Consider the following 14,072-nt stretch of genomic DNA (forward strand, 5'->3'; position numbering starts at 1 on the left):
CGCAACCCGATCATCGTGACAGTGACCTCCCCCACGGCCGCACGCCGAAACGTGCGCTGAAACACCTGTCCGCAGGATCTTCGCGGCCTCTGAACACCCATGATTCATGTGAGCTGTCCGTACGCGGTCCCAGTTTCGCAGATGGCCGGGGAACCGCGCCCGGTTGTCGTACCGGGCATCGGTCCACCGGCCCCCGCGATGGCCGGGATCTTCCGTACGAGGAGCCGTACGTCGCGCCGGGATCGTCCGTTCACGGTCCCGTGCTCTTCCGGTCACGGCGGCGGATGCTTCCGGTCATGATGCCGCACTCTTCCGCTCACGGCCGCCGGGAGCCGCTGGCCTACCCTGAGGAGGTCACTAGCCCCCCGGAGTCGGAGACGTCGCAGGTCATGACAGAACTGCCTTATCCCTACGAAGCCCCAGCCTCGCAGTCGCTGTTCGACCGTGCGGCGGCCGTCACACCCGGCGGCGTGAACTCTCCCGTACGCGCCTTCCGCGCCGTGGGCGGTACGCCCCGGTTCATGGTGTCCGGTACCGGTCCGTACCTGACCGACGCCGACGGCCGTGAGTACGTGGACCTCGTCTGTTCCTGGGGGCCCATGATCCTCGGGCACTCCCACCCCGAGGTCATCGCCGCCGTCCAGGACGCCGTCTCCCGCGGTACGTCCTTCGGTACGCCCGGCGAGGGTGAGGTCGCCCTCGCCGAGGAGATCGTCGCGCGCGTCGAGCCCGTCGAGCAGGTCCGGCTCGTCTCCAGCGGCACCGAGGCGACCATGTCCGCGATCCGGCTCGCCCGCGGGTTCACCCAGCGGGCGAAGGTGATCAAGTTCGCCGGCTGCTACCACGGGCATGTCGACTCGCTGCTCGCCGCGGCGGGCAGCGGCCTGGCCACGTTCGCCCTTCCCGACACCCCCGGTGTCACCGGAGCCCAGGCCGGCGACACCATCGTCCTCCCCTACAACGATCTCGAAGCCGTGCACGCCGCCTTCCACGCGCACCCCGGTGAGATCGCCTGTGTGATCACCGAGGCCTCGCCCGGCAACATGGGTGTGGTGCCTCCCGCGCCCGGGTTCAACCAGGGGCTCAAGGACGCCTGCTCGAAGAACGGCGCCCTCTTCATCTCCGACGAGGTCATGACGGGCTTCCGCACCAGCAAGGCCGGTTGGTACGGCATTGACGGGGTACGTCCTGATCTCATGACCTTCGGCAAGGTCATGGGCGGTGGCTTCCCCGCCGCCGCCTTCGGTGGCCGCAAGGACGTCATGGCCCACCTGGCTCCGGCGGGGCCGGTGTACCAGGCGGGCACGCTGTCGGGTAACCCCGTCGCCACCGCCGCCGGGCTCGCCCAGCTGCGGCTGCTCGACGACGCCGCGTACGCAAAGGTCGACGCGGTGTCGGAGCGGATCCGGACGCTGGTGACCGAGGCGCTCACCAAGGAGGGCGTGGCGCACCGGCTGCAGAACGCCTCCAACATGTTCTCGGTCTTCTTCACCGGGCGTCAGGTGCGCGACTACGAGGACGCGAAGGGGCAGGAGTCGTTCCGGTACACCGCGTTCTTCCACTCGATGCTGGCGCAGGGTGTGTATCTGCCGCCGTCCTCGTTCGAGTCGTGGTTCGTGTCGACGGCACACGACGAGCAGGCGGTTCAGCGGATCGCCGACGCCCTTCCGGCGGCGGCACGGGCAGCGGCGGAGGCCACGGCATGAGTGAGCACATCAACAACAGCGCCATCACCGTCGTCCATGTGATGCGGCACGGCGAGGTCGCCAACCCGGAAGGGGTGCTGTACGGGCGGTTGCCCGGGTATCACCTGTCCGAGCTGGGGCGGCAGATGGCCGACCGGGTCGCCGAGCACCTCGCGTCGCGCGACGTCACGCATGTCGTCGCCTCGCCGCTGGAGCGGGCGCAGGAGACGGCCACCCCGATCGCCAAGGCGCACGGTCTCGACCTCGCGACGGACGGCCGCCTCATCGAGGCCGACAACGTCTTCCAGGGCAAGACCTTCGGGGTGGGCGACGGCGCGCTGCGGCGGCCCGAGAACTGGAAGCACCTCGTCAACCCGTTCAAGCCGTCGTGGGGCGAGCCGTACGTCGATCAGGTCGTACGGATGATGGGGGCGCTCGACGCGGCCAAGGACGCCGCCCGCGGACATGAAGCGGTGCTGGTCAGCCATCAGCTGCCGATCTGGATCGTGCGGTCCTTCGTGGAGAAGCGGCGGCTGTGGCACGACCCGCGCAAGCGGCAGTGCACGCTGGCGTCCCTGACGACCTTCACCTACCGCGGCGACAAGATCGTTTCCGTGGGCTACACCGAGCCCGCCCGCGATCTCGTCCCGGCCCATCTCCTCGCGGGCGCCAAGCCGGTGAAGGGGAAGGGCAAGGCGTTCGGGGCCTGAATTGGCCGCTTTCTGGCCGGCGTACTGACGGGCGTGCTGACCGGCGTACGCCTCGTCACAAAGCGTATGCAGTCACGCCATCCGAGCGTATCTTCGTAAAATCATATAAATCTGCGCGAGTTTGACGGAACCCCCGTCTTCGTCGCGCCCTCTCATTGGGTACCAGCTGGGAGCCAGCTGAGAGGGCGCGATGAAATGGGGACCGCATGCGGGACATCAGCCGGAGGGGAATGATCGGCCTCGGGGCAGGTGCCGCGGCCACGCTGGGACTTGCCGCGTGCGGTACCGCTCAGCTAGACGGTCCGAGCCGGACTCGCGGTTCCGGCAGCGGCCGGCCCGGCGCCCCGAAGCACCCCGCGCGCCCCCTCGGTGACGGCTCCACCTCCTACACCGGCAAGCAGCCCTATCAGCCGAAGCGGCCCGAACCGCTGGAGCCCGGCGAGACCCCTCCGCAGTTCGTGATCTTCTCCTGGGACGGCGCCGGAGAGGTCGGGACCGGTCTCTTCGACCGCTTTCTCGAACTCGCCAAAGACCACGAAGCCCACATGACGTTCTTTCTCTCCGGGCTCTATCTGCTGCCCGAGTCGAAAAAGCGCATGTACTTGCCGCCCAATAACCCCAAGGGCGCCTCGGACATCGGTTATCTCACCGACGAGCACATCAAGGCGACGCTGAAGGGCGTCCGCCAGGCCTGGCTCGACGGCCACGAGATCGGCACGCACTTCAACGGCCACTTCTGCTCCGGCTCCGGCACGGTCGCCAACTGGACGCCCGCGCAATGGCGCAGCGAGATCGACCAGGCGAAGTCCTTCGTGAAGGAGTGGCGCACCAACACGGGCTGGACCGACATGCCAGCGCTGCCCTTCGACTACGAGAAGGAGCTCATCGGCGGCCGCACCCCGTGTCTGCTCGGCCAGAACAACCTGCTGCCCACCGCCAAGGAACTCGGCTGGCGCTACGACGCCTCCTCGCCCGGCGGCCGCCAGCGCTGGCCGCAGAAGAACCAGGGCGTGTGGGACCTGCCGCTCCAGGCGATGCCGTTCCCCGGGCACTCCTTCGAGGTGCTCTCGATGGACTACAACATCCTCGCCAACCAGTCGATCAACACGACCAGGGCACCCTCGTACAACTACCCGGCCTGGCGCACCCAGGCGACCCAGTCCTACATCGCCGGGTTCAAGCGGGCATACGAGACAAATCGCGCACCCTTCTTCATCGGCAACCACTTCGAGCAGTGGAACGGCGGCATCTACATGGACGCCGTCGAGGGAGCGTTCAAGTACATCGCGCGCGAGAAGGAGAAGGGCGGCGACGTACGCCTTGTCTCCTTCCGGCAGTTCGTGGACTGGCTGGATGTGCAGAAGCCCGAGGTGCTGACCAGGCTTCAGTCGATGGACGTGGGGCAGGAACCGGCCGGCGGCTGGAAGTCCTACCTGGGCGGACAGGCCGCTTGAGCCCCCGGTGGGAAGGCCGCCTGATATGCGGGTTTCCGCCCGCAAGGGGGGTGCGGAAGATCCCCGAAACGGGCATGCGAAACTTTTCACATGAGTGCCGCCTGCCGCGCCGACCAGCGCCCGAACCGCACCAGTCGTAGCCGCGCCGCCCTGCTCACCGCCGGGGCCGCCGTCGCGGCGCTCGTCCTGTCCGCGTGTGGTTCCGGGGGAACCTCCGGAGGAGCGGGCAACACCAACTTCATCGCCGGCAAGAACGGCATCGACACCGCCGCCAAGGGGGACCGGGACGCCGTCCCCGACCTCTCCGGCAAGACCATCGACGGCAAGCAGCTCGATGTCGCCGACTACAAGGGCAAGGTCGTCGTCGTCAACGTCTGGGGCTCCTGGTGCGGGCCGTGCCGCGCCGAGGCCAAGAACCTCGAGAGGGTCTACCAGGACACCAAGGACCAGGGCGTGCAGTTCGTCGGCATCAACACCCGCGACTCCAGCACCAGTCCGGCTGTGGCGTTCGAGAAGGAATTCGGGGTCACCTACCCGAGCCTGTACGACCCGACGGGCAAGCTGATGCTCCGCTTCAAGAAGGGCACGCTGAACCCGCAGCTGATCCCTTCCACGCTCGTCATCGACCGGAACGGCAAGGTCGCCGCCCGGACGCTGCAGGCGCTCAGCGAGGAGACCCTGCGCAAGATGCTCAACCCCGTCCTCGCGGAGAAGTGACCTGACGTGTCCCTTCTCGCCATGACCCTGGCCGAGTCCACCGGCAGGAACGAGACGGTCTACAGCGGCGCGCTGCTGATCGCCCTGCCGATCGCGATGCTCGGCGGACTCGTCTCCTTCTTCTCGCCGTGTGTGCTGCCGCTGGTACCCGGTTACCTCTCGTACGTCACCGGGGTCAGCGGCACCGATCTGGCCGAGGCCAGACGGGGGCGGATGGCGGCGGGCGCCAGCCTGTTCGTGCTCGGCTTCACCGTCGTGTTCGTCTCCGGCGGGGCGCTCTTCGGGTACTTCGGCTCGACCCTGCACGAGCACCAGGAGACGCTGTCCAAGGTGCTCGGCGGGCTCATGATCCTCATGGGCGTCTTCTTCATGGGGCTGATGCCCTGGCTCACCCAGCGCGAATTCCGCTTCCACAAGCGGCCGGTGGCCGGCCTTGCGGGCGCTCCGATACTCGGCGCGCTCTTCGGGATCGGCTGGACCCCCTGCATCGGCCCGACCCTCGCCTCCGTGCAGGGTCTCGCGATGACCCAGGCGGGCGCCGGGCGAGGGGCCATACTGACCGTCGCGTACTGCCTCGGTCTCGGCATCCCCTTCGTCCTCGCCGCGGTCGCCTTCCGCAAGGCGCTCGGCGCCTTCGGCTGGGTCAAGCGCCACTACACGTGGGTGATGCGGATCGGCGGCGGCATGATGATCGCGACCGGCCTGCTGCTGCTGACCGGTGCGTGGGACAGCATCGTGCAGGAGATGCAGACCTGGTCCGACGGCTTCACGGTAGGGATCTGATCCATGAGCACGACTGACACCGGCCGGACGACGGACGGCACCGGCGAGACGGCGGACGACACCGGCCAGGCGACGGAACCGGCGGCGGCCCCCAAGCGGCACATCGGCGTGAGCGCCGACGGCGAGCTCGGCGAAGCCGGTTCGCAGCTCTCCACCGCGCCGGTGGACACCGCGATGCCCGGATCCTTCGGCGGTGCCCGGGCCCCCGGTGCCAAGGGATGGATCGCCTGGGCCGGGCGTGAGGTCATCGGCTGGGCCCGCTGGTTCTGGCGGCAGCTCACCTCCATGCGGGTCGCGCTGATCCTGCTCTTCCTGCTGTCGCTCGGCGCGATCCCCGGCTCGCTGATCCCGCAGTCCGGGACCGACGCCCAGAAGGTGGCGGACTTCAAGGACGCGCACAGCCTGCTGGGGCCGGTCTACGACAAGCTCGGGCTGTTCCACGTCTACAGCTCGGTGTGGTTCTCGGCGATCTACATCCTTCTCTTCGTCTCGCTCATCGGCTGCATCGTGCCCCGCACCTGGCAGTTCGTGGGGCAGCTGCGCGGCCGTCCGCCGGGCGCCCCGAAGCGCCTGACCCGGCTGCCCGCGTACGCGACCTGGCGCACCGACGCCGAGCCCGAGCAGGTCCGTGAGGCCGCCCTCAAGGTGCTCAAGCAGCGCCGCTTCCGGGCGCATGTCGCCGGGGACGCCGTCGCCGCCGAGAAGGGCTACCTGCGCGAGACCGGCAACCTGCTCTTCCACATCGCGCTGATCGTGATGCTCGTCGCCTTCGCCTGGGGCCAGCTCTTCAAGTCCGAGGGCAACAAGCTGATCGTCGAGGGCGACGGCTTCTCCAACACGCTGTCGCAGTACGACGACTTCAAGTCGGGCAACCTCTTCAGCAACGACGACCTCACGCCGTTCAGCTTCGACCTCAAGAAGTTCACCGGCACCTACGAGCGGACCGGCCCCAACAAGGGCACCCCACGCACCTTCCAGGCGGACATCACCTACAGCGTGGGCGCCTACGGCAAGGAGAAGAAGACCACCGTCAAGGTCAACGAGCCGCTGAAGATCGGCGACTCGAAGGTCTACCTCGTCAGCCACGGCTACGCGCCCGTCGTCACCGTCCGGGACGGCAAGGGCAACGTCGTCTTCCACCAGGCCGTGCCCATGCTGCCGCTCGACGCGAACGTCACCTCGCAGGGCGCCATCAAGGTCATGGACGGCTACAAGAACGGGCAGGGGCGCAGCGAACAGCTCGGCTTCTCCGCCTTCTTCGTGCCGACCTTCGCGGGTGCGGGCAAGGGCACGATGTTCTCCCAGTTCCCCGCGCTCGACTTCCCCGTGCTCGCGCTGTCCGGCTTCCACGGCAGCCTGGGGGTCAACTCGGGCATCCCGCAGAACGTGTACCAACTCGACACCTCCAACATGAAGCAGTTCAAGGACTCGAAGGGCGACATCCTCAAGAAGAGGCTGCTGCCCGGCGAGACCATGAAGCTGCCGAACGGCGCCGGCTCGATCACCTTCGAGAAGGACATCAAGGAGTGGGCCGGCTTCCAGGTCACTCAGCAGCCCGGCAGTGACTGGGCGCTGGCCGGGGCCTTCACCGCGATCTTCGGTCTCGCCGGGTCGCTCTTCATCCAGCGCCGCCGCGTCTGGGTGCGGGCCACCACCGGCGCCGACGGTGTCACCGTCGTCGAGATGGCGGGCCTGGGCCGCAGCGAGTCCGCGAAGCTGCCCGAGGAACTCGGCGACCTGGCCGCGCTGGTGCACGAGCAGGCGCCGACCAAGTCCGACGAAGACGAAGCCGCAGATGCCGCAACAGCCGCAGCCGTAGACGCAACAGACGAAGACGAACCGCACCCCGACGCCGAACCCCCCGTACCTGCCGAAGGGGCTGAGAAGTGACTCTCGCCACCGCAACCGAACTGGCCACGGCCACCAACGAACACCTCGCCAATATCAGCAACACGCTGATCTACTCCGCGATGGCCGTCTACACCCTGGCGTTCTTCGCGTACATCGCCGAGTGGCTCTTCGGCAGCCGCAGCAAGGTCGCCCGCACGGCCAACGCGCTCACCGCGCAGAACGACAAGAGCGCGAAGGCCAAGGCGGCTCCCGCTGTCACGGTGAAGAAGGCGGGCGGCACCACCGTCCTGGAGCGGCCGCAGGTCGTCACCCGGTCCGCGGTCGGCGCCCGTGACGTGCCCGACGGGCCCGGTGCGCACGGCGGGGACGAGCAGGGCGACCTCTACGGCCGTATCGCCGTGTCCCTCACCGTGCTCGCGTGGGCCGTCGAGGCTGCGGGTGTGGTGGCCCGCGCCACGTCGGTGCGGCGTGCCCCGTGGGGCAATATGTACGAGTTCAACATCACCTTCTCCACCGTCGCCGTCGCCGTGTACATCGTGCTGCTCGCGCTGAAGAAGAACGTCCGCTGGATCGGCCTCCCCCTGGTCACCACGGTCCTCCTCGATCTCGGTCTCGCCGTCACTGTCTTGTACACCGCGAGCGACCAATTGGTTCCCGCGCTCCACTCGTACTGGCTGTACATCCACGTCTCGACGGCGATCATCTGCGGCGCGGTCTTCTACGTGGGCGCGGTCGGCACCCTGATGTACCTCTTCAAGGACTCGTACGAGAACAAGCTCGTGAACGGCGGCCAGCCCGGCCGCTTCGCGACCTCCGTCATGGAGCGACTGCCCTCGGCGGCCTCGCTCGACAAGTTCTCGTACCGCGTGAACGCCGCCGTCTTCCCGCTGTGGACCTTCACGATCATCGCGGGCGCGATCTGGGCGGGCGACGCCTGGGGCCGCTACTGGGGCTGGGACCCCAAGGAGACCTGGGCGTTCATCACGTGGGTCGCCTACGCCTGCTATCTGCACGCCCGCGCGACGGCCGGCTGGAAGGGCCGCAAGGCGGCGTACATCGCGCTGATCGCCTTTGCCTGCTTCCTCTTCAACTACTACGGGGTCAACATCTTCGTGAGCGGCAAGCACTCGTACGCGGGTGTCTAGCCGGTAAGTCCTTCTCGGCCGGGGCCGGTTCCTGTGACGTGAGTCACAGGAACCGGCCTTCGTCGTACGGACAGGGGGAAGGTGTGGATACGACTCCGAGCACTCCGTGCACTCCGGGCACTTTGAGGAAACGCATCCGCGCGGGGGACCACGACGCCTTCGGCGGGCGGCCCGAAGACACGCGGCGGCCGTTGCCCGGCTGCCCCGCGACGAGACCGTGCGCGACTTCGCCGACGAGGTCGCCGGGCGCCTGGACGACGCTGCCCAGCTGGCCCTCGTACGCATGGCTCTGCGGACACTGCGGCGGGCCGAGCGGGAGGTGCTGGCCCTCTGCGTCTGGTCGGGGCTCGACTACGCGGCGGCGGCCGAGGCGCTCGGGGTGCCCGTCGGCACCGTACGGTCGCGGCTCTCCCGCGCGAGAACAAAGCTCGCGAAACAGCTGAAAACTGCGGAACTGCCCTCAGGGCGCGGACAGATGAGAGGTGACCGCACCACCGCGGTCGGGCCCACGAGGGAGGGAAACCGATGAACCAACTTCCCGAATTTCCTGAGCGAGACCTTCCGCCGGGCCGTCACCGACTCCTCAAGGAGCATCTGATGTCCGAGATTCGGCAGCACGAGGGGCAGCAAGAGCGGGAGCAAGAGGGGCAGCAGCGCGCGGGCGGGACTCCTGTCCGTACGCGCGCCACGTGGCTGCGGCCCGCCATCGCCGCGGCCGCCGTCGCCGCCGTGGCCGCGACGGTCGTCGTCGCGCTGCCGTCGTCGGGCGGGCGGAGCGGCAGCGCCTCCCAGGAGGCCGTGGCCCTCCTGGGTGACATCGCGCTCGCGGCGGAGCACCAGAAGGTGCCCGACACCATCCGCGACGACCAGTTCGTCTACATCGAGAGCAAGGTCGGCTACTCGACGCAGGAGGAGGGCAAGCCGGCCCGGCTCGACCCCGTCCACCAGCGGGAGATCTGGCTGTCGGTGGACGGCACGCGCTGGGCCCTGCTGGAAGAGGGCCGCGACGGACTCAGCCACGTCAGGCTGGAGCCAGCCAAGCCGGGCGTCCCCAGCAACACCGACTACCGCAACCTCCAGACCCTGCCGACCGACCCCGACAAGATGCTGGAGTGGCTGCACAAGAACAGCGACGGCGGCAAGAGCGAGGACCAGAACACCTTCGTGCTCGTCGGCGACCTGGTGGGCGAGTCGCTGCTGCCGCCGGACGTCGCCGCGGCCCTCTTCCGGGCGGCCGCGAAGATCCCCGGGGTCGTCGTGGTCCCGGACTCCGTGGACGCGGCGGGTCGGCACGGCGTGGCCGTCGCGCGGGTGGACGACGGGGAGCGCGAGGAGCTGATCTTCGACAAGAAGACGAAGGAATACCTCGGCGAGCGGGATGTCGCCGTCGAGGACCAGCCCTCCGGCTTCAAGAACGGACAGACCACCGGGTCCAGCGCCATCCTGAAGCGGGAGATCGTCGACAAGGCGGGGCGGCGGCCCTGAGCTGCCCGCTCCTCCACTTGTAAAGGAGCAGGTCAGCGGCCTTATCGGGTGCGGAACGTGCCGCCACGCGCCACGCTGGAGTCATGACCCGACCCATCGACCGACCACCCATCGAAGAGGGCGCCACCGAGACCCGGGGGAACGCGCGGGTCCTGCACTACCTGCTGCGCTTTCCCCAGCCTGTGGAGAAGGTCTGGACGGCGCTGGCCACCCCCGAAGGCCTGCGGGGGTGGCTGGCCGCCGCCGAGGTCTTCGAGCCGCGGCTCGGCGGGGCCGTCACCCTGCACGGGCTGGGCAGCGGGCGGATCACCGCCTGGGACGTGGAGCGCGTCGCCGAGTACACCGTGGAGGGGCGCGGGCGGGTCCGGTTCCATCTGGAGCGCGGGGCGCCGGACGGCACCGGTACCACGGTCCGCTTCACCCATGAGCTGGAGGAGGAGCGGGAGCCTCCGTGGCGGGCCCGTTTCGAGCGGCTCTTCCAGGCACTCGACGCCTAGGACGGCGGCAGGCACTCCTGCGCCGGAGGCTTCCCCTCCGGCCAGGCGATCTTCACGAAGCGGGAGTGGCTGTCGGGGGTCAGTTCCACGATCGGTACGGCCTTGTCGTACGGATTGCCGTGGGCGTCGAGGCAGATCCACCCGCTCGCCCCGTTGACCCGCAGCTGCTTGCCCTTGACCTGCGGCCACTGGAGGCCGACGTCCGCGAGGGCCGGGATCTTCCCGGTGGGCGACGCCCCGCGGATGCCGTGCACGGCGAGTCGCATCGCGTCGTACGCGATGATCAGCTGGCCGTCGTCCAGGGCGACCTTGCCGACCGGGCCGACCGGTTCCCGCCCGGCGCTGTCGAGCAACTGCTGGAGCACCTTGGCGTCGGCCGCGCTGCCGCCCGTCTTCGCAGTGTCCTTCAGCCAGGCGTCCGGGTGGGCGAGGGCGGTGTACCGCACGGTCAGCCGCGGGTCCTTGAGGGCGGCCGGGTCGAGGTCCTTGTCCCCGGCGAGATACGAGCCCTCGTCGCCGGTGAGCACGGTGAAGCGGCGGTCGGAGCAGCCGCGGGCGCCCAACGCGTTGATGAACTGGCGCAGTTGGGTGTGCCGGCCCGCGAAGAGGATGGTGTCCGTGCTCTTCGGCGTGTTGCACAGGATGTTGGCGATCTGCGCGAAGACGTTGGCGGTGCTGCCCTCCTTGCTGCGGTCGGCGGGCGGCGTGAACGGCTGGGCTTCGTAGCGCGCGCCCTTGAGCATCTTCTCGAACGACTTCTGGAGTGTGCGCGTGTACGGGTCGCCCGTGCGGTCGTACACCAGGAACGCGTTGGCGGCCGAGACCTGGGCGAAGGAGGCGAGGGCGCGCGCCTCGTCGGTGTTGGTGGGGGAGACGCGGGCGAGCCCGGGGAAGGGGTCCTTGCCGTTCTGTCCGTTGGCGAGGTTGTCGGCGGTGATCGAACTCCCTATCACCGGGATGCCGAGGCGGGTCAGCTCCTGCACGGCCTTCTTGTTGTTCTCGGTGCTCAGGCCCACCCCGGTCACCGCGCGCAGCCGGTCGCGGCCCTTGGTCATGCCTTCCAGCTGGTCGACCGTGTGCTGCCAATACGCGCCGGTGGAACCGGGGTTGGCGAGCACCAGCCGGATCTTCGGCTTCAGCCCGGTGGTGACATGGTTGGCCTGGTACTGGGCCAGATAGGCGCCCTGGAGCTCGTGCAGCACATCGCCCAGGTTGTCGGCGTCGGTCGCGGTGAAGGGTTCGAGCAGGGCGACGGTGACGTAACTTCCGGGCTTGAGGCGGTGGTTCTCGCGGTTGATCGCCTGGACGGTCTCGGCGAACTGGGGCCGTCCGAAGGCGTACGTCGTCGATGAGACGCCCACGCATTCGTCACTGCCCTTGGGCTGGACGACTCCCGGGGCGCAGGACCGGTCCTCCTTCGTGGCTGTCATGCCGCCCCATACGCCGAGGGCCGCGAGGGCGGCCACGAGTGTCAGTGCGACATACCTGCGGAAACGAATCTCCCAGACGTCCTCGCGCAGCCAGGTCCACACACGTGCCATCACCGGCCCCCGTCCCCGTTCTCGTCGTCGTCGCCCGGGATGCGGAAGGGGCGGCCGGCCAGGGCGTCCGACGGCCAGTCCCGCGAGGCCCGCCACAGCAGGGCGTTGCCCGCGGGCCGCAGATTCGACAGCTGCTCCAACTCGAACCGCAGCCGCTCGGTCACCTTCGGGTCCGGCAGCACCAGCGGATCGGTCAGCTGCCACACGGCGTGCAGCAGCCGTCGTACACGCAGATGCAGTACGGCGTCCACGCTGTCCGGCGGCTGCTGGGCCGCGTCCGTGTGCCCGAGCGCGACGGAGGCCCGGTGGTCGTGGCCGTCGAAGTCCCGGCCGTCCGGGTCGTGTGCGTGGTAGTAGGGCGCGGACGCGATGAAGACCAGGGACGACAGCCAGGCCCGGGTGTCGGTGCGCGGGAAGGTGTCGCGCAGGTGCGCCACCGCGAAGTCCGCTTTGCCCAGGGCGAGTTCGTGGTGCAACCGGTAGTGGGCGTTGACGTGCGGGTCCTCGTCGTCGTAGTGGTCGATGAGGGTGCGGTGCACGGCCCGCCACCGTTCGTGGTTCCGGTCGCCGTGGTGCAGCCGCAGCAGGAGCAGGGCGCGCAGGAACGGGTCGCCGACGAACTGCCCGGCCGTCGTCGGCCAGCCCTCCGCCGAGAGTCGCTCCTCCAGGTCGAGGACGCCCGATGCGCCGAAGTCGTCCGGGAGTTGGGCCTGGGCGAGCGCGCACGCCGAGTCGCGGTCGTGGGCCGCGGCGAGCACCGTCAGCTCGTCCAGGCGGCCGCCGGGCACGAGCCGGTCGAGGAGTTCCTGGTAGGTGGGGCGGCCGTCGTGGTCCTCGTGCACGGCGACGTCCGCGGTGAGCAACGCGCCGAGTGACGCCGCCCCTTGGGGCAGGTTCTGCCGGGCCGAGTCGGCGAGCAGGGTGATGCCGAGCGGGCTGCCGCCGGTCAACCGGTGAGTGGCGTGCGGGAGTTGTGGCGGCACGACCGTTCCGCCGGAGGCGGCGCCCAGCCGGTCGGAGGCGGTGTCCACGATGTGCAGCGTGTCGTCGGGCGTCAGCGGCGGCAGCGACACGAGCAGCGCCCGCGAGGACGGCGACGTGCCCGGCGTCCAGCCGGTCTCCCGGGCGGTCTCGGGGAGCGTACGGCGACCGGCGTTGCGCAGTGCCGGGTGCGCGTACCCGCGGAGCGCCGTGAAGAACACGACCTGATCGGCGATGCCGTCGGCGCGGTCGCGCAGCACCGGCTCCAGGATGCCGAGGCCCGCGGGTTCCTGGACGTTGTCGATCAGTACGAGGGGGCGCCCCCGGCGGTGCGAGCGCTGCATGACCCCCGCGTACGCGTCGTCGAGGTCGGCCAGCAGGGCCCGTACGAGATAGCGCTCGGCGTGTCTGCGGGAGTCGCCGCCGGCCCTGAAGTGCCGGGACAGGAGGATCAGCGCGAGCTTGGGGCTGCCGCCCGCGTTCGGATAGTCGCGGTACCAGGCGGCGGCCCTGCGCAGCCGGCGGGGGGCGGGGCCGATGCCCTCGGCGAACGCCTCCAGGGTGGCTTCGATGATCGGCGCGATCACCGGACCCGTACCGCTCAGCGAGGCGATGACCTTGGAGATCACCTTGCTCACCCAGCGGCCCGCGAACCCCGACAGCCGGCCGCCGCCGGTCTCGTTCAGCAGCAGGATCCGCTCGGCCTCCTGCCGGATGCGCGGCACGTCACGGTTGCTCCAGCCGCCCGCCGCGACAGCGAGCAGCCCCGCCGCCAGCCGGGGAAAACCGATCCGCCCGGCGCCCGTCACCGGCTCGGCCAGTTGCTCCGCGACCGTGGTCAGCGCCTGCCCCACCGGCGACCACGACTCCACCGGGCGCTCGGCAGGAGGACCACCGAACTGCCGCTCCTCACCGTCGATCAGCGCGACCGGGGTGTGCCCGCGATAGGCATCGCGCAGCTCGCCCAGCACGGCACTCTTCCCGAGCCCCCGCCCGCCCGCGAACACCACGAACGGCAGCTCGTCAGCGTGCTCGTACGGTGTCGCCCGAAGCTGATACGGCCGCAGCCCGACAAGCCGTGACGCAAGCCCGGGCGGATCGGTGTCGAACAGCCCTCCCCGGCCGTGCAGCCCTCTGTGCACCGCATCTCCCCCTGTTGCGGTCCGAGCCCCGCCTGCTGCTGATCCTGCTGCTGTTCCTGTCGTCATGGCTGCTTTGAGGTG

General features: G+C 69.4%; 11 protein-coding genes and 1 pseudogene. 10 read left to right on the forward strand and 2 right to left on the reverse strand.

Annotated elements, in window-relative coordinates:
* Positions 1-389 precede the first annotated feature (389 nt).
* The 10 genes and pseudogenes from hemL (at position 390) to AB5J50_RS29020 (ending at position 10,327) form a co-directional block, all read left to right on the forward strand.
* On the forward strand, positions 390-1,706 hold the full coding sequence (gene hemL / locus AB5J50_RS28975; RefSeq protein WP_369261151.1) for a glutamate-1-semialdehyde 2,1-aminomutase: 1,317 nt from the start codon (positions 390-392) through the stop codon (positions 1,704-1,706).
* Entirely contained in the window at positions 1,703-2,395 is a 693-nt protein-coding gene (locus tag AB5J50_RS28980; RefSeq protein WP_369261152.1) for a histidine phosphatase family protein, read from the forward strand. The genes hemL and AB5J50_RS28980 overlap by 4 nt, the downstream gene beginning before the upstream one ends.
* Positions 2,396-2,601: 206 nt before the next feature.
* Entirely contained in the window at positions 2,602-3,849 is a 1,248-nt protein-coding gene (locus AB5J50_RS28985) for a hypothetical protein (RefSeq protein ID WP_369261153.1), read from the forward strand.
* A 90-nt stretch (positions 3,850-3,939) separates the two neighbouring features.
* The gene (locus tag AB5J50_RS28990) at positions 3,940-4,566 is read left to right on the forward strand and encodes a TlpA family protein disulfide reductase (protein ID WP_369261154.1); all 627 of its coding nucleotides are present in this window, start codon (positions 3,940-3,942) and stop codon (positions 4,564-4,566) included.
* Between the two features lie 21 nt (positions 4,567-4,587).
* Positions 4,588-5,349 (forward strand): cytochrome c biogenesis protein CcdA, encoded by a 762-nt coding sequence (locus AB5J50_RS28995; RefSeq protein ID WP_327435150.1) that lies wholly within the window; start codon positions 4,588-4,590, stop codon positions 5,347-5,349.
* A 3-nt stretch (positions 5,350-5,352) separates the two neighbouring features.
* Positions 5,353-7,239 (forward strand): cytochrome c biogenesis protein ResB, encoded by a 1,887-nt coding sequence (locus tag AB5J50_RS29000; RefSeq protein ID WP_369261155.1) that lies wholly within the window; start codon positions 5,353-5,355, stop codon positions 7,237-7,239.
* The gene (gene ccsB, locus AB5J50_RS29005; protein WP_369261156.1) at positions 7,236-8,345 is read left to right on the forward strand and encodes a c-type cytochrome biogenesis protein CcsB; all 1,110 of its coding nucleotides are present in this window, start codon (positions 7,236-7,238) and stop codon (positions 8,343-8,345) included. The genes AB5J50_RS29000 and ccsB overlap by 4 nt, the downstream gene beginning before the upstream one ends.
* A 160-nt stretch (positions 8,346-8,505) precedes the next feature.
* Positions 8,506-8,874, forward strand: a pseudogene (locus tag AB5J50_RS29010) (RNA polymerase sigma factor); the annotation flags it as partial.
* Positions 8,871-9,830: a CU044_5270 family protein gene (locus AB5J50_RS29015; protein ID WP_369261157.1), complete on the forward strand. Its 960-nt coding sequence runs from the start codon at positions 8,871-8,873 to the stop codon at positions 9,828-9,830. The pseudogene AB5J50_RS29010 and the gene AB5J50_RS29015, both read left to right, overlap by 4 nt.
* Before the next feature lie 83 nt (positions 9,831-9,913).
* The gene (locus AB5J50_RS29020; protein WP_369261158.1) at positions 9,914-10,327 is read left to right on the forward strand and encodes an SRPBCC domain-containing protein; all 414 of its coding nucleotides are present in this window, start codon (positions 9,914-9,916) and stop codon (positions 10,325-10,327) included.
* On the opposite strand, the gene AB5J50_RS29025 is transcribed toward AB5J50_RS29020, so the two are convergent.
* Both AB5J50_RS29025 and AB5J50_RS29030 read right to left on the reverse strand, forming a co-directional pair.
* Positions 10,324-11,868 carry an ABC transporter substrate-binding protein gene (locus tag AB5J50_RS29025; RefSeq protein WP_369261159.1) on the reverse strand — a complete coding sequence of 515 codons (1,545 nt, stop codon included), beginning with the start codon at positions 11,866-11,868 and terminating at the stop codon, positions 10,324-10,326. The genes AB5J50_RS29020 and AB5J50_RS29025 overlap by 4 nt on opposite strands.
* The gene (locus AB5J50_RS29030; protein WP_369261160.1) at positions 11,868-13,991 is read right to left on the reverse strand and encodes a hypothetical protein; all 2,124 of its coding nucleotides are present in this window, start codon (positions 13,989-13,991) and stop codon (positions 11,868-11,870) included. Before AB5J50_RS29030 ends, AB5J50_RS29025 begins: the two co-directional genes overlap by 1 nt.
* Positions 13,992-14,072 lie beyond the last annotated feature (81 nt).

Origin of the sequence: Streptomyces sp. R35, from assembly GCF_041053035.1 — a bacterium.
Taxonomy (GTDB): Bacteria; Actinomycetota; Actinomycetes; order Streptomycetales; family Streptomycetaceae; genus Streptomyces; species Streptomyces lutosisoli.